Origin of the sequence: Streptomyces sp. NPDC088733, assembly GCF_044751185.1 — a bacterium.
GTDB lineage: Bacteria > Actinomycetota > Actinomycetes > Streptomycetales > Streptomycetaceae > Actinacidiphila.
The window spans coordinates 114,288-131,617 of sequence record NZ_JBIVLH010000002.1 but is presented as its reverse complement, the minus strand read 5'-3'; the positions used below and the strand labels follow the sequence as shown (position 1 = coordinate 131,617).

Genomic DNA, 17,330 nt, shown 5'->3' with positions numbered 1-17,330 from the left:
GTGCCGACCTACATCACGCTGCTGAACTGGACCGACCAGGGGATCCGCGCCTCCGCGGACACCGCGGAGCGTGCCGACGCCTTCGGTGCCGCACTGCAGCGGGCCGGGGCGCGGCTCGTCGGCATCTACTGGACGGTGGGCCCGCACGACCTCGTGGCCATCGTCGAGGCGCCCGACGACGAGACCGCCGCCGCCGCGCTGCTGCGCCTCGGGGTGGTGGGCAACGTCCGCAGCACGACGATGCGGGCCTTCGGGCGGGACGAGATCGAGGGCGTCGTCGCCAAGGCCTCCGTCTGAGACCCCGGTGCCCGCGGACGCGGAGGCCGATGCCGGCCTCCGCGTCCGCGGGCATGTCACGCCGGCCCGTCGAGGGGCCCCGTCACTCGAACTCCTCGCCCTGGCCCAGACCGATGCCCGTCGTCCAGGACGTGATCACCACGCCGCCCTGGCTGATGTCGGTCTCGCCGGGGACGGCGAAGTACGTGGAGAGCGAGCTGTGGTCCGGCATCGACAGATGCAGCGCGTTGACCTTGAGCGTGTGCTCCGGCAGGTCCGGCTTGCTGTAGCGGACGGTGGCGTGCAGAGGGGAGTCCGGGCGCAGCACGAGCGTGCCGCCCCGGCCGCTGACGTACAGCGGGATCGCCGCGGTCTGGTCGGGAGGTCCGCTCAGGCTCACCTGGGGGGTGTCGCTGAGCGTGCAGGCGATGCCGTCGTGCGCCAGCAGGGTGATGTCGAAGGCGCGGCGGCTGAGGCCCGAGGTGAGCCCGCCGAAGTAGAACGAGACGTCACTGGTGCGGCAGGGCCGCGGTGTCGCCGACGTACCGGAGACTTTCGCGCTCGCGATGCCGGGAACGGTCAGTACGGCCGCGGCGATCGCCGCCGCGCCCGCTGCGGCAAGGGTCATTCGACGCATGGGAGTTCCTAGGGGTGGGAGAGGGGTGTTCAGAAGGCGCCGAGGCCGTGCGGCATGCCCCGGCCGGTCGGACCGTCCCAGCCGGCGCGCGCGTTGCAGACCGACGCGCTGAGCCCGGGGTAGTCGGCGCACGTGTGGTACGCCTCGTTGTTGCCGCTGGTGATGTCGGTGAAGGCGGCGGCAGGGGCGCGGTAGAGGGTCCGGGGTCCGTCGACCGCGGCGAGGTGGCCCACCCGGGTGAACAGGCCCGCGATGTACGGCGCGGAGGCACTGGTCCCGCCGGCGATCACCCAGTTGTACGGTTCGCCGGTGCTTGGCGCGTACGTGTCGTAGACCGCCACGCCCGTGGCGGCGTCGGCGTCCGCCGACACGTCCGCCGCGGCACGGTGCCCGCCGCAGGCCGCGGTCACCGAGGACGGCTGGCCGCCGGCCGCGGGGAACCGCGTCTCGCATCCGCTGCCGCCGGCCCACCACGCGGTCGCCGGGCCGGAAGCCGGCAAGGTGACGCCCCCGACGCTGATGACCGACGGGAGGTTCGACGGCCACGACTGGTGGATGCCGCCGTTGAAGCCGGAGTCCCCGGTGGACGCGGTGATCGCCACCCCCTTGTGGTGGAGGGCGGCGAGCGTGCGGCCGCTGGTGTTCGTCACGTCCGCTGAGTACCCGTAGCTGATGCTGACGGCCGAAGCGTGGTGCGCCACCGCGGTGTTCACCGCCCGGGCGAAGTCACCGGTGGACACGTCGTTGTCGTCCTCGGCGTCCTGCCACGGCACCGATATCTCCATCAGGCGGCAGGACGGGCAGGCGGCCGAGGCCATGTCGAGGTCGAGCGAGGTTTCCAGCGCCACCTCCTCCTCCACGAAGGCGCCGTGGGGGTCCGTCTGCGGGGCGGGCTGGGCACCACCGGTGTAGTCCAGCAGTTGCAGGCAGCCGGACGCCCTCGTGCAGGGCGGCAGTCCGTACGTCCGCCGGTAGGCGGCCAGGTCGCTCTCCAGGGCCGGGTCGACGCCGGCGTTGATGACGGCGATGATGCCCCTGCCGGACGAGGTACGGGGCAGTCCGTACGCCTTGCCCAGGTCGGCGGGACCGTAGCCGGCGGGCAGCGGGGAACGCAGCGGCGCGTCACTGCCCTTGTGCTCCGTGACCACCTCGGCATGGCATCGCGGGCACACCGAACGCACACCGTGCGAGTCCAGCAGCCGTCCGGTGCCCACCGCCTGGCGCAGCGCGGACACGCTCTCGCCGCTGTTGGCACGGGCGTTGGAGGGCGCGCCGGCCGTGCCGGTCGGCACCGGGGACGGCGACGGCGACGAGGCCGCGGCGAGCCCGGGGTGCAAGGTGGCGGCGGTCAGCGCCGCGGCGGCCACCGCCACCAGCGAGACCTTGGCGAAGCGGTTCGGCAACGTTCCCCGCATCCGCGCGATCCGGTCCCGCGACATGAATCTGCTCACGCGTCCATGAATCCTCTCCACTTGAAGCCGGGCCGTGCGGCCCGGTGCGACGCGGCTCCCCGGCCCGGGGCAGCGGTCGCGTTCGTCTTCTGCGGAGACCCCCAGCACGCCACGCCCCACTGCCCTTCGCCGTACAAGCCGCCGGGCGCCGTTGATCCTCGGCGCACCTGTTGATCCGTTCAGATGCACCCGGGACGCGGAAAGTTCTCGTCCGCGCGGAACTGCCGGCGGAAGACGGGGGACATGGTCGTGGCCGTGCACGGGCGCGCGGGCGCGCGGGCGGGCGGGGAACCGAACCGCCGCGGCGAACGTCCCTCGCTCCATGACTTCCGACGATCGGCAAGCGCCCACGAGCCACGCGGAGCGCGCCGCGGTCAACGACTACACCGGCTTCGCCGAGGCGTACACGAGCGAGAACGAGACCAACCTCGTCAACGCCCACTACGAACGGCCCGCGATGCTGGCTCTTGCCGGGGACGTGGCCGGCCGGCGGATCCTCGACGTGGGCTGCGGCGCCGGGGCGCTGTCCGCGGCGCTGCGCGACCGCGGCGCCGTCATGAGCGGCTTCGACGCGAGCGCAGGGATGCTGGAGCTGGCCCGGCGCCGCCTCGGTACGGACGCGGACCTGCGGGTCGCCGACCTGGCCGGGCCCCTTCCCTACGCCGACGGCACGTTCGACGACGCCGTCGCTTCCCTGGTGCTGCACTACCTGGAGGACTGGGGGCCGGCGCTGGCCGAGCTACGGCGCGTACTGAAGCCGGGCGGCCGGCTGCTCGTGTCCGTCGACCACCCCTTCGTGATCGCGCTCATGCACCGCGAGGCCGGCCGCCAGGCCGAGCACAACTACTTCGACACGACCAACTGGACCGAGGAATGGACGATGGGCGGCCGAACCGCCCTGATGAGTCTCTGGCACCGGCCCCTCCACGCGATGACCGACGCCTTCACCGCGGCGGGCTTCCGGATCACGGTCGTCAGCGAGCCGGATCCCGACCCCGCCGCCCGCGAGCTGTTCCCCGAGGCCATCGCGGCCGAGCCGCGGTTCCTGTGCTTCCTGTTCTTCGTCCTGCACGCGGAGCAGGGCCTGCCCGTCGCGTGAGCGCTCAGCCGGTCGTACCGCGCAGGACGGCCAGCGCCGAGGCGTACATCCGTTCCTTGATGGTGCCGAGGGTGTCGCCCGCCTTGCCCGCCTGCGCGGCGGCGAGCTCCAGGGCGGCGGAACGCACGGCGCCCTCCTCCACCGCCCGGTCCACGATGCCGGCGGCCGCGGCGTCCGTGCCACCGTACCGGCGGGCGGTGACCATGGCCTCGTGCGCGGTCTGCGGCGCGAGGCGGGACCGGATCAGGGCGGACATGCCGGGCGTGAAGGGGATGTTGATGTCGGCCTCGGGCAGGCACCAGAAGCCGCGGTCGGCACGCATCACACGGAAGTCGTGGGCGAGGGAGAGCATCGCGCCGGCGGCGAAGGTGTGCCCCTGCAGCGCGGCCACCGTGACCATCGGCAGGGACAGCACGCGGGCGAAGAGCCCGTGGACGGAGTTCCGGTAGCTCTCCTGCTGCTCGGCGTGGGCGCCGAGCCACTCCAGGTCCAGGCCGTTGGAGAAGAATTTGCCCGTCGCGGCGGTCACCAGGGCGCGCGGCCCCTCCGCCTTCTCCACCTCGTCGAGGGCGGCACCGACCGCGGCGAGCCAGTCGGGATGGAAGCGGTTCTCGCCGTCCCCGATGTCGAGCACGAAGACGTTCTCCTGGCGGTCAAGGGTGGGCATCTGCAGCTCCCGGGGGTCTGCCGAGTCCGTGGCCGTGTCCTGTCCGGAGCCCAGCTCCGTCGACCGGTGCGGCACCGCGATCAGGCCGCGGCCCGTAGGAGGCTCCGCTTCCATGGTCCATGACGGGCCGACCCGCGGCGACCCCGGCATCGACAGCATGCTCGGCGCGCACAAGCCCCCTTCGGGGAGACGGCGTTGAGCGGTGCGGGACGGGTGGCCGCGACGTACGGGATCGATGAACGGGTTTCAGCTTGCCGCCGCGCACCACCTCGTGGTCGGCATCGTGCCGCTGATCGTGGGCGTGATCGTCGGGGATCCTTGTCGGCGCCGTTGTCCTCGGCCGCCGTCACCGCGCGCGGCAGCCGGCCCCCGCACAACGGCCGCAACCCCGGGCCGGAGCGTGGCACCCGTACGACGAGCACGAGACGGGCCGGTCGTCGGACCGCGGTCCCGGGCACCAGGACGGCGTCCGCCACAGCGGCCGGCAGAGGCGCGTGCCGGACGAGTGGCCCGAGCCGGGGATCCGGCGCCGTCCGCACTCGATGAAGGGGTTCGGCAACTTCGGCTCGCACGATGCCGGCGACGCGGCGGAGGCGCCGCCGCGGTACCCGAGAGGCGACCGGTCATGAACCCGCGGCCCCGACGCGGACGAGCCGGTCCGTCACGGTCACGGATACCGTACTCACCCACCGTGACCGTCCGGGCGTACCCGTGACACGGCTGCCGGACCCGGCGCCGGCTTCGCGTCGGCGGGGACGCCCGCGCCGTGCCAGCATGGGCCGTAGACGGTGGGCAGAGGCAGGGATGCCGGGGCGGGTGGCCGAAGGCCCCGGCAGCAGGGAGACCGTTGTGACCCACGAGCAGCTCCGACTCGGCGAGGTCCTCGCGGCGGCCGAGGCGGTCGCGCCGGCCGACTCCGTCGAGGTCATCGGCCGCAACCTGCGGGAGCGGTTCGGGGCGCGTTCCGTGTCGTTCCTCCTCGCCGACGTCATCGGCCGGAAGCTGGTGCGGATCGGCGACGGCGGCCAGTCGCGGCGAGGCCGCGGCGCGGAGCAGATCCCGCTGTCCGGCACCCCGTACGAGGAGGCGCTGCGCGGCCAGCGGATCGTGCAGCACTCGGGCGACGGGCAGGGCCTGCGCCTGGTCGTGCCGGTGAGCCATCGGGGCGAAGCCCTCGGCCTGCTGGAACTGACGCTCCCCGGCGCCGACGCGGACGTCCTGGCACAGGTCGGCGAGGCCGCCCACGCGCTCGCGTACCTCATCGTCACCGACCGGCGCTTCACCGACCTCTACCACTGGGCCGGGCGCACCACGTCCATCAGCCTGGCCGCCGAGATCCAGCACGGGCTGCTGCCCTCGGCCGCCAGCTGCGAGGGCGACCGGTTCGCCCTGGCGGGCGCGCTCGTGCCCGCCGACTCCATCGGGGGCGACACGTACGACTACGCGGTCGAGCACGACATCCTGCACGTCTCCATCACCGACGCGATGGGCCACGACGTCGAATCCGCGCTGCTGGCCACGCTCCTGGTCAACGCCTCCCGGGGCGCCCGCAGAGCCGGCTGCGACCTCGCCGAGCAGGCGTACCGGGTGCACCGGACGCTCCTGGACCACAGCCGCAGCGGCTTCGCCACCGGCCAGCTCATCCGGATCGCCATGGACGGCACCGGCGCGCAGCTGGTCAACGCGGGCCATCCGTGGCCGCTGCGGCTGCGCGACGGCGCGGTCGAGGAGGTCCGCGTCGACGTCCACCTGCCCTTCGGCGTGCCCGCCCGCACCCCCTTCCTCGTCCAGCCCCTCGACCTGCGGGCCGGCGACCGGCTGGTCCTCTACACCGACGGCATGCAGGAACGCCGGGCCGGCGCGGTGGACCTGGCGGCGCTGATCCGCGACACCGCCGCCGAGCACCCCCGCGAAGTGGTCATCACGGCCACCGCCGCCGTGCTGGAGGCGTGCCTGGGGCACCTGCGGGACGACGCCACGATCCTCTGCCTGGACTGGCGGGGCCCGTGTACGCGGTGACGCACCACCGAAAGCGGCAACGGCGGGCGACCCCGCTGCGATGGGCATGGAGACCCGGCAAGCGCGAGCGGGGCCGCACCTTCAGCATGCGCCTTCACCGACGCGTGGTCTGCCCCTGAAGGGCGGGATGTGCCCCGCGTCAACCCGCTGCACCGCGGTGACCAGGCACTTGGCCGAATCGGACCCGCCCTCGCGGTCCCCGTCGCACACTGGCCGTGGTGGCTCCGCCGTGTCTCCCCCGTCGCGGCGGAGCCACCGTGGCCGGTGTGCGCGTGGTCAGGGCAGGAGCACGATCTTGCCGTGGGTGTGCTGCTGCTCCAGCTCGTGGAAGGCGTCCCGCACCTGGTCCAGCGGGTACGTGCGGGCGATCGGCACCTCCAGCCCGCCGGACACGGCCAGCCGGGCCAGCTCGCCCAGCACGACCGCGGACGCCGCCGCACCCTCTCCGTACGTCCGTGCGCCGACCTCGGCCGCGGCCTGCCAGTCGCTGATGGTGTTGATCCGCTCGGGCCGCACGCCCAGCTCGACCGCCAGCGCCACGTAGCCGTTGCCGAAGGTGTCGATGAACGCGTCGACCTTGCCGCCGGCCGCCTGGCCGATCCGCTCGGCGACACCGGGTCCGTACGCGACCGGCAGGACACCGTGGTCCCTCAGCCACGCGTGGTTCCGCTCGCTCGCCAGGCCGATCACCGTGGCGCCGCGCCGCCGCGCGAGCTGGACGGCCAGCGATCCGACGCCGCCCGCCGCACCGGAGACGACGACGGTGTCCTCCGGGCCGGGGTCCACCGCGAACACGGTGGCGTAGGCGGTCGTGCCGGCCACGTACAGCGCCCCGGCCACCTCCCACGCCAGCCCCGCCGGACGGGACACCAGATTCACGTCGTCGACCACGACGAACTGCGCGTGGCTGGCCCGCCGGTGAGTGAAGCCCAGGACCTCGTCGCCCACGGCGAAGCCCCGGAGGTGCGGGCCCGCCTCGACCACGACACCGGCCAGATCGCTGCCCTGCCCGGACGGGAACACCGCCGGCCAGCGGGCGTGCAGCGCGCCCGCGCGGATGTGCGCCTCGCCGGGCTGGATCCCGGCCGCGCGGACCTCGACCAGCACCTGCCCGGGCCCGGGCACCGGCCGCTCGACCTCCTCCACCCGCAGCACATCGATCCCGCCGTACTCGTGAAACCGCACCGCCCGCATCGCGTGACCACCGCACTCTCTCGTCCGGACAAGACCTGCCGGCCGGGCGCCGGGAAGCCGGCGCCGACCGTGCCACCGCGTGCAAAGGCCAAGCGAGGGGCCCGTATTCCCGCCCTGGAGGGGCGGGGCACCGCCTGCGGCGTTCCTGTGGCCGGCGCACGCCGTCCGCAGGGCGGGACAGCGTACCCGGAGTGACGGTCCACCTGCGCGGGGACATGCAGGTATGGCCTTTCTCGGTGTCGACGTCGGCACATCCAGCAGCAAGGGCGTCCTGGTCGACGCTTCTGGCGCCGTGCGCGCGACCGCGGTGCGCGAGCACGCCGTCTCCCGCCCGAGGCCGGGACACGCCGAGATGGACGCCGAGGTGTGGTGGCAGGAGTTCCGCGGCATCACGCGCGAGCTCCTGACCGGTGGCGTGCGGGTGGAGGCGGTCGGTGTCAGCGGCATGGGCCCGTGCGTCTGCCTGGCCGACGCCGCGGGCCGGCCGCTGCGCCCGGCCGTGCTCTACGGTGTGGACACGCGGGCCGTCGCGCAGATCGCCCGGCTCGACGCCGAGCTCGGCCGGGAGGCCGTCCTCGACCGGTGCGGCAGTGTGCTGTCGACGCAGGCGGTGGGGCCCAAGGTGGCCTGGGTGGCCGAGCACGAGCCGGAGGTGTTCGCGGCCGCGCGGCGCCTGCTCATGCCGGCCTCCCTTCTCGCCCACCGGCTGACCGGCGCCTATGTGCTCGACCACCACTCGGCCAGCCAGTCCGTCCCGTTCTACGACGCGCGGGCGCAGGACTGGTACCGCCCGTGGGTGGACGCCGTATGGCCGCACGCGGAGCTGCCTGAGCTGCGCTGGCCCGGGGAACAGGCCGGAACGGTGACGGCCGGTGCGGCGGCGGCCACCGGGCTCCTGCCGGGCACGCCCGTCATCACGGGAACCATCGACGCCTGGACCGAGGCCGTCAGCGTCGACGCGACACACCCGGGCGACCTGATGCTGATGTACGGCACGACGATGTTCCTCGTCGCCACCGTCACCGGGCAGTTGCGCGTGCCCGAACTGTGGAGCACCGTCGGTGCGTTCCCCGGCACCCGCTCGCTCGCCGGCGGCATGGCCACGTCCGGAGCGGTGACCGAGTGGCTGCGCGGCCTGTTCGGGTCACCCGGCCACGCCGCCCTGCTGGCGGAGGCCGCCGACAGCGGCGTCGGTGCGCGCGGCCTCGCGATGCTCCCGTACCTCGCCGGGGAGCGCACCCCGATCGCCGACCCCGACGCCCGCGGGGTGATCGCCGGTCTCACCGTCGAGCACACCCGCGGCGACCTCTACCGGGCCGCGCTGGAGGCGACCGCGCACGGAGTGCGCCACAACATCGAGGCCATGCGGCAGGCGGGCGCCGGGATCCGGCGGGTCGTCGCGGTGGGCGGGGGCACGCAGGGCGAGTTGTGGACGCGGATCGTCTCCGACGTCACCGGGCTGCCGCAGGACATTCCCACGATCACGGTCGGCGCCGCCTACGGGGCCGCCCGGCTGGCCGCCGGCCTGTCCGGCGAGGCGGACACCGCGATGTGGAATCCGGTGCGCGAGCGGCGCACACCGGACCCGGAGGCGGGGGCCGTGTACGACGGGCTGCACCGCCTGTACCGGGACCTGTATCCGGCGACCCGCGACACGGTCCATGCCCTGGCCCGGTTCCGGCGCGAAGCCGAAGGAGGCCAGGTCACCGGGCCCGCCCGGCCGGGCGGCGTCAGCGGCTGAGCAGTGGCAGCGCGGCGAAGGTGTGGTCCCGCCAGATGAGGCGGGACGCCTCTTCCGGGTACGCGGCGACGGCCGGCTCACCGCCGAAGAGCCGCACGAGGCGCTGCTCGCTGTCGTACGCGGGCCATCCGGGGTCGCCGTCGGCGGCGAACGACGTCCAAGCGGCCCGCATCCGGCCGGACAGCCCCTCCGCCTCCGGGGAGGGCGCCTCACCGATCAGCATGGCCGGCTGCCCGCGGTCCAGGTTGCCGAAGACGAGCGGTACGTCCAGGCCGTGGCAGGCGCCGAGCATGCCGCCCATACCGGGGGCGGGCCACACCAGCTCGTAGACGTGCGCGCGGCCTCCGGCGGCCGACTGCGCCTCGGCGAGGTGCAGCGACGGCATGCGGAACAGCCAGTCGGAGTGGACGAGTTCGTACAGCTCGTCCGGGCCCGCCGCCGGGAAGGCGTCGCGGTAGCGCCGCACGCCGTCGGGACCGGGCGCGAAGACGCGCAGCGCGTCGGCGGCCTGCTCCTCGTCCACCTCGCCGAGCAGACCGCCGAGGAGGGTGAACAGGCGGTGCTCGTCGCGGGTGTGGCCGACGAGGAGTTCGATGCCGCGGCCGGCGCCGCCGGCGAGGGCCTGCCACGGCGTGACGGCCAGGACGTCGCCGTCGACGACGGGGGAGAAGGCGATCGCCCGGTGGGCGGGCAGGCCCCACCGCGCGGCCCACTGGCCCATCTTGGCGCCGACCGCGTCACCGGCGGAGGACAGCCGGTCCGGCGCGACGCCGGACAGATCGGCCACTGTGGGCCGCAGCCCGAGTTCGGCGGCACAGGCGGCCGTGATGTCCGCGGCGAGCTCCGGCGAGAAGAACGTGCCGGGCACGCTCTGCGCTACGGCCCGCTGGAAGAGCCCGGCCGCACGGTCCATGGCCAGCAGCGCCGCGACCGACCCACCGCCCGCCGACTCGCCGAACACCGTGACCCGGCCCGGGTCCCCGCCGAAGACCCGGATGTTGTCGCGCACCCACTCCAGAGCCGCGACCTGGTCGAGCAGGCCCCGGTTGGCGGGCGCCCCCTCGATCTGCGCGAAGCCCTCCATCCCCACGCGGTAGTTGAACGTCACGACGACGACACCGCCGTCGCGCGCGAGCCGGCCGCCGTCGTACTCGGGGAGGCCGGACATGCCGAACACATAGCCGCCGCCCTGGATCCACACCATCACCGGCAGGTCCGCGCCGGGATCCGGCTCGGGCGACCAGACGTTGACCGTCAGCCAGTCGCCGCCCGCGGCGTCCCCCGAGAGCGCGTCCATGCCGAAGTGGCCGCCCTGCGGGGGCGGCGGACCGTACGAGACCGCCTCCCGCACCCCGCTCCACCCCTCCGCCGGTCGCGGCGCGCCCAGGCGCAGCGCCCCGACCGGGGCCTCGGCGAACGGAATGCCCCGGAACACCGCCACGCCCGCCTCCCGGCTCCCGCGCAGCCTCCCACCCACCGCGAGAACCTCGGGCCGCGACCCGGTCGGGCCGGACTCGGCAACGGTCATCACAACGTCCTCTCAGGCGGGCGGAGGGGGTGAGTTCTGGCAGTGACACCCCCGGCCCTGCGGATCCTCCACGGCGAGGGGATGCGGCGCCAGCGGTTTTTCGGGGGGACGGGCTGCGGCGCCGGGTGAGGCGAAGCCGAACAAGATCACCGCGAGTACGCTGTGAGCCACTTCGCCAGAGTGATGCGGTCAAGGACGGGTGACACCTCGCCGGCGATCGCGGGCCGCATGACCACGGGGGAGACATGCCCTTCTTCAAAGCCGTTCTGTTCGACTGGGTCGGAACACTCATCGTCCCCAAGTGGGGTCCCACCCGGACCGGGCACAGGGGGGCTTCGTGGATCCGACACTCATTGCGGCAACTTGGGCGTGACTCCTCCGAGGCGGAGATCCAGCGGATCAGTGCGGCCCTGAGTGCAGCAGGCGAGCTCCCTCACGTCGTGCAGGGCTGGGCGGGAGCCGACCTGTCGGCGGCAGCACACCGCGACAGCTACGATCGGTGGATCGATGCCGCAGGAGCGGACTCGGCCCTGGGCGACCAGATGTACACCGCACTGTCCGATGCGGTCGACAACGCCTTTGCCTCCGATGTCGAACCTACTCTCGCGGCGCTCAAGGCAGCCCGCCTGAAAGTGGCGATCATCAGCGACATCCACGTCGACATCCGCCCCGCATTCGTGGAGCGCGGCCTTGATGCGTATATCGACGATTTTGTCCTGTCCTTTGAACACGGCGTGGCCAAGCCCGACCCCGCCATCTTCCGCGTCGCCCTCAGCCGGCTCGGAGTACAGCCCGAAGAGGCACTGATGGTCGGCGATCGCCCCAGCCACGACGGCGCAGCCGTCGAAGCCGGGATCCCCACCCTGCTCGTCCCGCCGTTGACGAAGGCGACGAGGAACGACTGCACCTCGCACTCGCGGCCTGCGGCATTCGCACCCACTGACAGCGGGCTGCAGCCCAGGCATGCGCTCGACGCCCCGCGTCATGTCGCCCTGAGCCAGGTCAGGAAACACCTGCGTTCTTCCCCGCACCGGCCGCTGCCCGAGGCTTTGACGCTGCTCAGGCTGGAGGCGGGGCCGTACGGATCGGAGGTCAGCGTGCAAGCTTCCCGTACCGGGTGCAGAGCGTAGGAGCCGAATCCAACCAAAGCCGCGATGCCCGCCGATACGTGCTGACGACCCTGCTGTGGCGGGGAGGACACGCTGCGATGCTATCGGTGCTTTCCACGCATTGAGGCCCTGCCGACTTCCCTGGCAGATGGTTGGTGCGACATCGTGCGGCCTGCATGTGTCCACTCCGGTTTCGTCGCCAGATCGAGAGCCCAAAAAGCAGGGCATGAACGTCTGCAGTCTCCCGAAGAGGCGGCGGTCAGACGCTCCACGACGTGAGGTTGTCCCGCAAGTAATCGGCGAGCTCGACCGGTTGAAGGTCGAGCGCCGCCACGGCTGCCACGTCCAACGCGACGCGCACCGGCGAGAAGTCCCCCGTATTCGGGTCGTCCAGCTCGGGGCCGTTGCGGCGGCTCACGTCCATGTCCACGAGGTCGGCACGGAAATAGTGCTGGACGACCGTGATCCGCTCGCCGGGCTCGGTCGTGGTCAGGAACTCGCCGGCCGGGCCGATGGTGCCGCCGATTTCCTCCATGACCTCGCGACGCAAGGCGCCTTCGAGGCTGTCATCGCCGGGTTCGACGCCCCCGCCCACAGTTGTGTAGTAGACGGACCCGCCCGGCCATCCGCGTCGCAGGAACACCAGATGATCGTGGTCAAGGAGAACCGCGCGAACTCTGTGCCGCACCTTCATCCTCGTGACGGTAGTGCATTCGCTCTTCCGGCTCGGCGGCCTTGCAAAGATGTCCCACAGTAGAGCTGTTCGCCGACTCGGCGAGCGCGCCTGGCAAGCAGGATGAGCTCTTCGGCCAGCGGCTGCACGGCCTCCACGTCCGCTCCGTGCAGTTCCTCCGCCTGCACCCAGCGGGCGACAACGGCGGGCATGTCGGCGTCGCGTAAAGCCGCCAGAGCGTCCCGTGTCGGGGGACGGAGTTCTGATACCCAGGGTCCCGTCACCCCCGGGTTGTCCTCGTCCACGAGGCCGTGGGGGCCCGGAGTGGGGGAGGCCGGCCACACGGTCGTCGCCTCCACCAGGTCCACTCGCCAGGGAATCCGATGAATGGCAGCGATCAGCTGTCCCAGGATGACCGCCGGATCCACGCGCTTGGCTTCGACCCCGTCGAACACGGGGTGCCCCGCCCCGATGAGGATGTTCTGCGGGTCCAGACGGGGAGTTTCCCCGGAGCCGGGGCCGAAGCGGGCTCCGGGGCTTCCGGGTTACCGGGTTGCGGCGCGGGCGTAGAACGCGGCGAGCTCGTGGGGGTTCTTGGTGTAGACGTCGATCTTGTGCACCACGCCGCCGGCGACCTGGTGGATCTCCACCATGGTCAGCGGGAACACCTCGCCGGTGGTGTGCGCGGTGAGGGTCCCCGTGAGTGTTCCGACGACGCCGGCCGGGCCCTGGAACACCTGGGCATCGGTGATGGCGACGCCTGCGTGGGCCGTCATCGCGCCCAGGACCGACTGCGCGAAGGCCTCGCGGCCCCGGTGGACACCGCCGTACGGGAGTTGGGCCGGCTCGTCGACGATCACCCCGGGGGCGAGCCTGGCCAGCACACCCGCCACGTCGCCCTTGGCCAACGCGTCGTACAGCCCGCGTACGACGTCCGCGGGGTTCTCCGTCACGGCCTCGGTCCGCTCGCTCATCTTGGGCGTCCTTTCGTTCGGGCCCCGGAGGATCGGGGCACGCACCATGCAACGCCGGACGGCGGCGCCGGGGGAGTCCTTGCCGTGAGGGGTACTGGCAGGGACCCCCACCCCTCACGCTGCCTGCCTACCCTGTCCTCATGGACAACCGGGACGCAGTCAGCGCATTCCTCCGTTCCCGACGCGACAGCATCACGCCCGAGCAGGCGGGTCTGCCGGTGTACGGGCAGCGGCGGGTGGCCGGGCTGCGCAGGGGCGAGGTCGCCGCGCTCGCCGGGGTGAGCGTCGAGTACTACACACGCCTGGAGCGCGGCAATCTGAAAGGCGTCTCCGACAGCGTGCTGGACGCCCTCGCCCGGGCGCTGCGGCTCGACGACACCGAGCGCATGTACCTGCGCGACCTCGCCCGCGCCGCGGGCCCGGCGCCCCAGGTGCGGGCCCCGCGGCGGGAGACCCGTTCGGCGGTGCGGCCCAGCGTGGCGCGGATCGTCGAGGGGATGCCGGAGATGCCGGCGTACGTGATGAACAACCGGCTCGACACGCTGGCCGCCAACCCGCTGGGCCGGGCCCTGTATGCGGAGATGTTCGCCGACCCGGTGTGCGGGGCGAACGTCGCCCGGTTCGCGTTCCTCAACGCCGCTGCCACGCGGTTCTACACCGACTGGGAGCGCATGGCCCGTTTCGCCGTCGGCGCGCTGCGCGTCGAGGCGGGGAAGAGCCCCCACGACCGCGAGCTGTCGAACCTGATCGGTGAACTGTCCACCCGCAGCGACGCGTTCCGGGTGCTGTGGGGGTCCCACAGCGTGCATGTCTTCCGCGACACCACGAAACGCCTCCACCATCCGCTTGTCGGTGACCTGGAACTCGACCAGGAGACCATGAGCCTGCCGGACGACAGCGGCCTGAGCGTGGTCGTCTACAGCGCGCCTCCCGGGACCGCGGCCGCGGACGGCCTGAAGCTGCTCGCCGCCTGGTCCGCCACGTCCGGGCGGGAGCAGGACGCCGGGCAGGCGTGATGGGCGGCGTGCCGGACGACGGATCGGCCGGGTACGGCGCGATGGCCGTACCCGGCCCGATCCGCTCTTGTCATGTCAAAGGTGTTCGGCGACGACTGTCTGCGCGGCCTCTGCATCAGGGGGTCATATGCGGTCCTGGAGCAGCGCGATGAGCTTCGCCTCGGTCTTCTTGTCCGCGTCCCGCTTGAGGGTGACGACCTGGATGGTGCAGAGCCGGTCGTCGAGGGTGAACCCCGTCATCATCGAGTTGTCGATCTGCTCCGAACCGGCCGTGTTCGGGGAGCCGATGCTCAGCGTCACGGACTGGTAGGTGTCCGGGTTCTCCCAGTTGCACACGCTCTCGCCCACACCGGCATCAGGGTGCCCGCCGTCGTTCTCGCCGATGATCGGCGTGATCTCGTCGGGCTTGAGCAGCGTGCAGGCGTCGACCTTCTTGCCGCTCTGCGAGGAGTCCTTGCCGGAGGCCGCTCCGGTCGCCGGAGCGGAGGTGCCCGAGGCCGAGGAAGAAGTGTCCGACGAGCCGCAGGCGGTGGCCGTCGCGGCCAGGAGCACCAGGCCGACAATCGCCAGGGGTGAAGACTTCACTGTTGTCCTCCGATCGTGGTGCAACGGATGGAGCGCGGCCCTCGGTGGACACGGTCCGCGGTGCGTGTGTCCGGTCCGCCGGCACGACCCGCGCTCTCGATCAAGAAGACGTCACCCCTGACGGGACGGGTTGCGGACCGGTGTCACAGGCGGGCAACCGAGTGTCACCACTGGATCACAGGGGTGGCACCGGGCGTTCAACTCCCTCGGCGCTCATGCGTCGAGGCGTCCGGGCGTCGGTACGCCCCGCGCGTTCCCGGCGGGCGGTTGTCACGGATCACCGGCGTTCCCGGTCGTGCCTGAGGACGGCGAAGCAGTCGCGCTTCGTCCCGGACGACGTTCCCGGAAAGGTTTCTCATGGCAGGCCATGATGCTCCCGAACGTGACGGCGACGGCCCGCTCCCGTGGTCGGCCGGTGCCTGGGAGCAGGCGTTCGGCTGTGACAGCGTTCACACGACCATGGACAGGTACGGCGTCCTGGTCGGCTACAGCGGCTCCGTGTCCAGCAGGAGGGCGCTGTCCTACGCGGCCGGGATGGCGCGGCGTGCCGGCACCGTGCTCATCGTCGTCCATGTCACCAGGCAGAACGCCCTCGCGTCCTTCTTCGGGTTCGAGGCGCCGCGCGTCCAGCGGGGCGGGCCGGACGGGATGCGCACGCTGGCGCGCCGGCTCGCCCGCGAGGAGCACCTGGCGGATGTGCCCTGGACCCTAGTCCGGCGCAGCGGTGTCATCGCCGACGAGCTGGAGACGGCCGGCCGCAAGTACCGGGCACGCGCCATCATCGTGGGTCAGTCGCGGGGGCCCGGCAGCAGGCTTTTCGGCTCGATCTCCCGCACCCTGGCCCACCGCGCCCAGCGGCCGGTCATCGTCGTCCCCTGACCGGCCGGCGTACCGAGGCGGCAGCCGCCGGCGCCCGTCCGTTCCGTACCCTGGCGGCATGCGTATGCGCCCCACCTTGAGCTGGACCCCCACCGAGGACCTGCCTGCGGCCACCACGGATCTGGAGCCGGTCGCCGACGCGCTGGGCGCCGGCGGTGTGCTGGTGCTCAGCGGGGCCGGCATCTCCACGGAGTCGGGCATCCCGGACTACCGGGGCGAGGGCGGCAGCCTGAGCCGGCACACCCCGATGACCTACCAGGACTTCACCGGGGACGCCCGGGCGCGGCGCCGGTACTGGGCGCGCAGCCATCTCGGGTGGCGCACCTTCGGCCGGGCCCGGCCCAACGCGGGTCACCGGGCGGTGGCGGCGTTCGGGCGGCGCGGCCTGCTGTCCGGTGTGATCACCCAGAACGTGGACGGCCTGCACCAGGCCGCCGGCAGCGAGGGGGTCGTCGAACTCCACGGAAGCCTGGCCCGGGTGGTCTGCCTCTCCTGCGGCGCGTTCAGCCCGCGCGGCGAGCTCGCCCGGCGGCTGGAGGAGGCCAACCGGGGCTTCGAGCCGGTGGCCGCGGCGATCAATCCGGACGGCGACGCCGACCTCACCGACGATCAGGTGGGGGACTTCCACGTGGTGCCCTGCGTGGTCTGCGGCGGTGTCCTCAAGCCCGACGTGGTCTTCTTCGGCGAAGCCGTGCCGCAGCAGCGGGTCGAGCAGTGCCGCGCGCTGGTGAGCGAGGCGGCTTCGCTGCTGGTGCTGGGATCATCGCTGACGGTGATGTCCGGGCTGCGGTTCGTTCGTCAGGCGGCCCAGGAGGGGAAGCCGGTGCTGATCGTCAACCGGGACGTCACGCGCGGCGACCGCCATGCGCTCACCCGGGTCGCGCTCCCGCTGGGAACGGCGCTCACCACCGTCGCCGGGCGGCTGGGCGTCCCCGTCGAGCCCGCTCACTCCGCGGCCGGGTCCGAAGCCGCGGTGGCGGACGCGGGCGCGGCGACGGCGTAGTCCTCCCAGGCACGGAGGAACGTCTGGATGGCCTGCCGGTTGCGCTGCAGCACGTCGATGCGGCGTTCGATGCTGCTGAGCTGGCGGCGCAGTCCGTCCAGGTCCTTGGCCGCCGGGCAGTTCGAGGGGTCGGTCTTCACCTTCCCGGCCTCCAGGCAGGGGAGCACCTCGCGGATCATGTCCGTCGTGAGGCCGGCCTCGAGGAGTTCGCGGATCTGCAGGACGCGGTCGATGGCCGGTTCGCCGTAGGTGCGGTATCCGTTGGCGCCCCGGAAGGGGTGCAGGATGCCGACCTCTTCGTAGTACCGCAGCAGCCGCGGTGCCACGCCGGTCCTTGCGGCAAGGTCTCCGATCTTCATGCACTCTCCTTCGTGGTGTCGGCCGGCGATCGCGCGCCGGTTGACCTTCACATTAATGGAAAGGTTTAGCTTTTTTCCACGGCCCAGCCCTGCTCAGGCGCGTTGACCGAGGCCGCTTCG

General features: G+C 72.6%; 17 protein-coding genes. 8 read left to right on the top strand and 9 right to left on the bottom strand.

Going from position 1 to position 17,330, the window contains the following annotated elements; all coding sequences use genetic code 11:
- A complete protein-coding gene (locus ACIP64_RS03955) occupies positions 1 to 297 on the top strand; it encodes a GYD domain-containing protein (protein ID WP_401581474.1) in 297 nt (98 codons plus the stop codon).
- 82 nt (positions 298 to 379) lie between these two features.
- On the opposite strand, the gene ACIP64_RS03950 is transcribed toward ACIP64_RS03955, so the two are convergent.
- On the bottom strand, positions 380 to 904 hold the full coding sequence (locus ACIP64_RS03950; RefSeq protein ID WP_401581472.1) for a DUF4232 domain-containing protein: 525 nt from the start codon (positions 902 to 904) through the stop codon (positions 380 to 382).
- A 38-nt stretch (positions 905 to 942) separates the two neighbouring features.
- The gene (locus ACIP64_RS03945; RefSeq protein ID WP_401581470.1) at positions 943 to 2,364 is read right to left on the bottom strand and encodes a hypothetical protein; all 1,422 of its coding nucleotides are present in this window, start codon (positions 2,362 to 2,364) and stop codon (positions 943 to 945) included.
- Positions 2,365 to 2,686: 322 nt separating this feature from the next.
- On the opposite strand from ACIP64_RS03945, the gene ACIP64_RS03940 reads away from it, so the two are divergent.
- Entirely contained in the window at positions 2,687 to 3,463 is a 777-nt protein-coding gene (locus ACIP64_RS03940; protein ID WP_401581468.1) for a class I SAM-dependent methyltransferase, read from the top strand.
- A gap of 4 nt (positions 3,464 to 3,467) precedes the next feature.
- Here ACIP64_RS03940 and ACIP64_RS03935 read toward each other — a convergent pair whose 3' ends face one another.
- A complete protein-coding gene (locus ACIP64_RS03935) occupies positions 3,468 to 4,130 on the bottom strand; it encodes an enoyl-CoA hydratase-related protein (protein WP_401581465.1) in 663 nt (220 codons plus the stop codon).
- 849 nt (positions 4,131 to 4,979) lie between these two features.
- Between ACIP64_RS03935 and ACIP64_RS03930 the strand changes: the two genes are divergently transcribed.
- Complete coding sequence (locus tag ACIP64_RS03930; RefSeq protein WP_401581462.1) at positions 4,980 to 6,149, top strand: PP2C family protein-serine/threonine phosphatase; 1,170 nt, start codon at positions 4,980 to 4,982, stop codon at positions 6,147 to 6,149.
- Positions 6,150 to 6,425: 276 nt separating this feature from the next.
- Here ACIP64_RS03930 and ACIP64_RS03925 read toward each other — a convergent pair whose 3' ends face one another.
- Complete coding sequence (locus tag ACIP64_RS03925) at positions 6,426 to 7,343, bottom strand: NADP-dependent oxidoreductase (protein WP_401581459.1); 918 nt, start codon at positions 7,341 to 7,343, stop codon at positions 6,426 to 6,428.
- 223 nt (positions 7,344 to 7,566) lie between these two features.
- Here ACIP64_RS03925 and ACIP64_RS03920 point away from each other — a divergent pair, with 223 nt between their 5' ends.
- Positions 7,567 to 9,084, top strand: coding sequence for an FGGY-family carbohydrate kinase (locus ACIP64_RS03920; protein WP_401581457.1), 1,518 nt, complete (start codon positions 7,567 to 7,569; stop codon positions 9,082 to 9,084).
- Here the strand turns inward: ACIP64_RS03920 and ACIP64_RS03915 are convergent.
- Positions 9,074 to 10,612, bottom strand: a complete 1,539-nt coding sequence (locus ACIP64_RS03915; protein WP_401581454.1) for a carboxylesterase/lipase family protein — start codon at positions 10,610 to 10,612, stop codon at positions 9,074 to 9,076. The genes ACIP64_RS03920 and ACIP64_RS03915 overlap by 11 nt on opposite strands.
- Before the next feature lie 245 nt (positions 10,613 to 10,857).
- Here ACIP64_RS03915 and ACIP64_RS03910 point away from each other — a divergent pair, with 245 nt between their 5' ends.
- Positions 10,858 to 11,742 carry an HAD family hydrolase gene (locus ACIP64_RS03910; RefSeq protein WP_401581451.1) on the top strand — a complete coding sequence of 295 codons (885 nt, stop codon included), beginning with the start codon at positions 10,858 to 10,860 and terminating at the stop codon, positions 11,740 to 11,742.
- Positions 11,743 to 11,980: 238 nt separating this feature from the next.
- On the opposite strand, the gene ACIP64_RS03905 is transcribed toward ACIP64_RS03910, so the two are convergent.
- Complete coding sequence (locus tag ACIP64_RS03905; protein WP_401581448.1) at positions 11,981 to 12,415, bottom strand: NUDIX domain-containing protein; 435 nt, start codon at positions 12,413 to 12,415, stop codon at positions 11,981 to 11,983.
- Between the two features lie 524 nt (positions 12,416 to 12,939).
- Positions 12,940 to 13,368 (bottom strand): nuclear transport factor 2 family protein, encoded by a 429-nt coding sequence (locus ACIP64_RS03900; RefSeq protein WP_401581445.1) that lies wholly within the window; start codon positions 13,366 to 13,368, stop codon positions 12,940 to 12,942.
- 140 nt (positions 13,369 to 13,508) lie between these two features.
- On the opposite strand from ACIP64_RS03900, the gene ACIP64_RS03895 reads away from it, so the two are divergent.
- Positions 13,509 to 14,384: a helix-turn-helix transcriptional regulator gene (locus tag ACIP64_RS03895; protein ID WP_401581443.1), complete on the top strand. Its 876-nt coding sequence runs from the start codon at positions 13,509 to 13,511 to the stop codon at positions 14,382 to 14,384.
- A gap of 123 nt (positions 14,385 to 14,507) precedes the next feature.
- Here ACIP64_RS03895 and ACIP64_RS03890 read toward each other — a convergent pair whose 3' ends face one another.
- Positions 14,508 to 14,969, bottom strand: a complete 462-nt coding sequence (locus tag ACIP64_RS03890) for a DUF3558 family protein (protein ID WP_401581442.1) — start codon at positions 14,967 to 14,969, stop codon at positions 14,508 to 14,510.
- A 357-nt stretch (positions 14,970 to 15,326) separates the two neighbouring features.
- Between ACIP64_RS03890 and ACIP64_RS03885 the strand changes: the two genes are divergently transcribed.
- Both ACIP64_RS03885 and ACIP64_RS03880 read left to right on the top strand, forming a co-directional pair.
- Positions 15,327 to 15,848: a universal stress protein gene (locus ACIP64_RS03885; protein WP_401581439.1), complete on the top strand. Its 522-nt coding sequence runs from the start codon at positions 15,327 to 15,329 to the stop codon at positions 15,846 to 15,848.
- Positions 15,849 to 15,906: 58 nt separating this feature from the next.
- Positions 15,907 to 16,851: an NAD-dependent protein deacetylase gene (locus tag ACIP64_RS03880; protein WP_401581436.1), complete on the top strand. Its 945-nt coding sequence runs from the start codon at positions 15,907 to 15,909 to the stop codon at positions 16,849 to 16,851.
- Here the strand turns inward: ACIP64_RS03880 and ACIP64_RS03875 are convergent.
- Positions 16,794 to 17,210 carry a MerR family transcriptional regulator gene (locus ACIP64_RS03875; RefSeq protein ID WP_401581433.1) on the bottom strand — a complete coding sequence of 139 codons (417 nt, stop codon included), beginning with the start codon at positions 17,208 to 17,210 and terminating at the stop codon, positions 16,794 to 16,796. The two genes, ACIP64_RS03880 and ACIP64_RS03875, sit on opposite strands and share 58 nt — an antisense overlap.
- Positions 17,211 to 17,330 lie beyond the last annotated feature (120 nt).

Excerpts from the sequence above, each read along its gene's own strand:
- ACIP64_RS03950 (WP_401581472.1), bottom strand. The coding sequence starts at position 904 with ATGACCCTTGCCGCAGCGGGCGCGGCGGCGATCGCCGCGGCCGTACTG.
- ACIP64_RS03940 (WP_401581468.1), top strand. The coding sequence starts at position 2,687 with ATGACTTCCGACGATCGGCAAGCGCCCACGAGCCACGCGGAGCGCGCC.
- ACIP64_RS03935 (WP_401581465.1), bottom strand. The coding sequence starts at position 4,130 with ATGCCCACCCTTGACCGCCAGGAGAACGTCTTCGTGCTCGACATCGGG.
- ACIP64_RS03925 (WP_401581459.1), bottom strand. The coding sequence starts at position 7,343 with ATGCGGGCGGTGCGGTTTCACGAGTACGGCGGGATCGATGTGCTGCGG.
- ACIP64_RS03920 (WP_401581457.1), top strand. The coding sequence starts at position 7,567 with ATGGCCTTTCTCGGTGTCGACGTCGGCACATCCAGCAGCAAGGGCGTC.
- ACIP64_RS03915 (WP_401581454.1), bottom strand. The coding sequence starts at position 10,612 with ATGACCGTTGCCGAGTCCGGCCCGACCGGGTCGCGGCCCGAGGTTCTC.
- ACIP64_RS03910 (WP_401581451.1), top strand. The coding sequence starts at position 10,858 with ATGCCCTTCTTCAAAGCCGTTCTGTTCGACTGGGTCGGAACACTCATC.
- ACIP64_RS03905 (WP_401581448.1), bottom strand. The coding sequence starts at position 12,415 with ATGAAGGTGCGGCACAGAGTTCGCGCGGTTCTCCTTGACCACGATCAT.
- ACIP64_RS03900 (WP_401581445.1), bottom strand. The coding sequence starts at position 13,368 with ATGAGCGAGCGGACCGAGGCCGTGACGGAGAACCCCGCGGACGTCGTA.
- ACIP64_RS03895 (WP_401581443.1), top strand. The coding sequence starts at position 13,509 with ATGGACAACCGGGACGCAGTCAGCGCATTCCTCCGTTCCCGACGCGAC.
- ACIP64_RS03885 (WP_401581439.1), top strand. The coding sequence starts at position 15,327 with ATGGCAGGCCATGATGCTCCCGAACGTGACGGCGACGGCCCGCTCCCG.
- ACIP64_RS03880 (WP_401581436.1), top strand. The coding sequence starts at position 15,907 with ATGCGTATGCGCCCCACCTTGAGCTGGACCCCCACCGAGGACCTGCCT.
- ACIP64_RS03875 (WP_401581433.1), bottom strand. The coding sequence starts at position 17,210 with ATGAAGATCGGAGACCTTGCCGCAAGGACCGGCGTGGCACCGCGGCTG.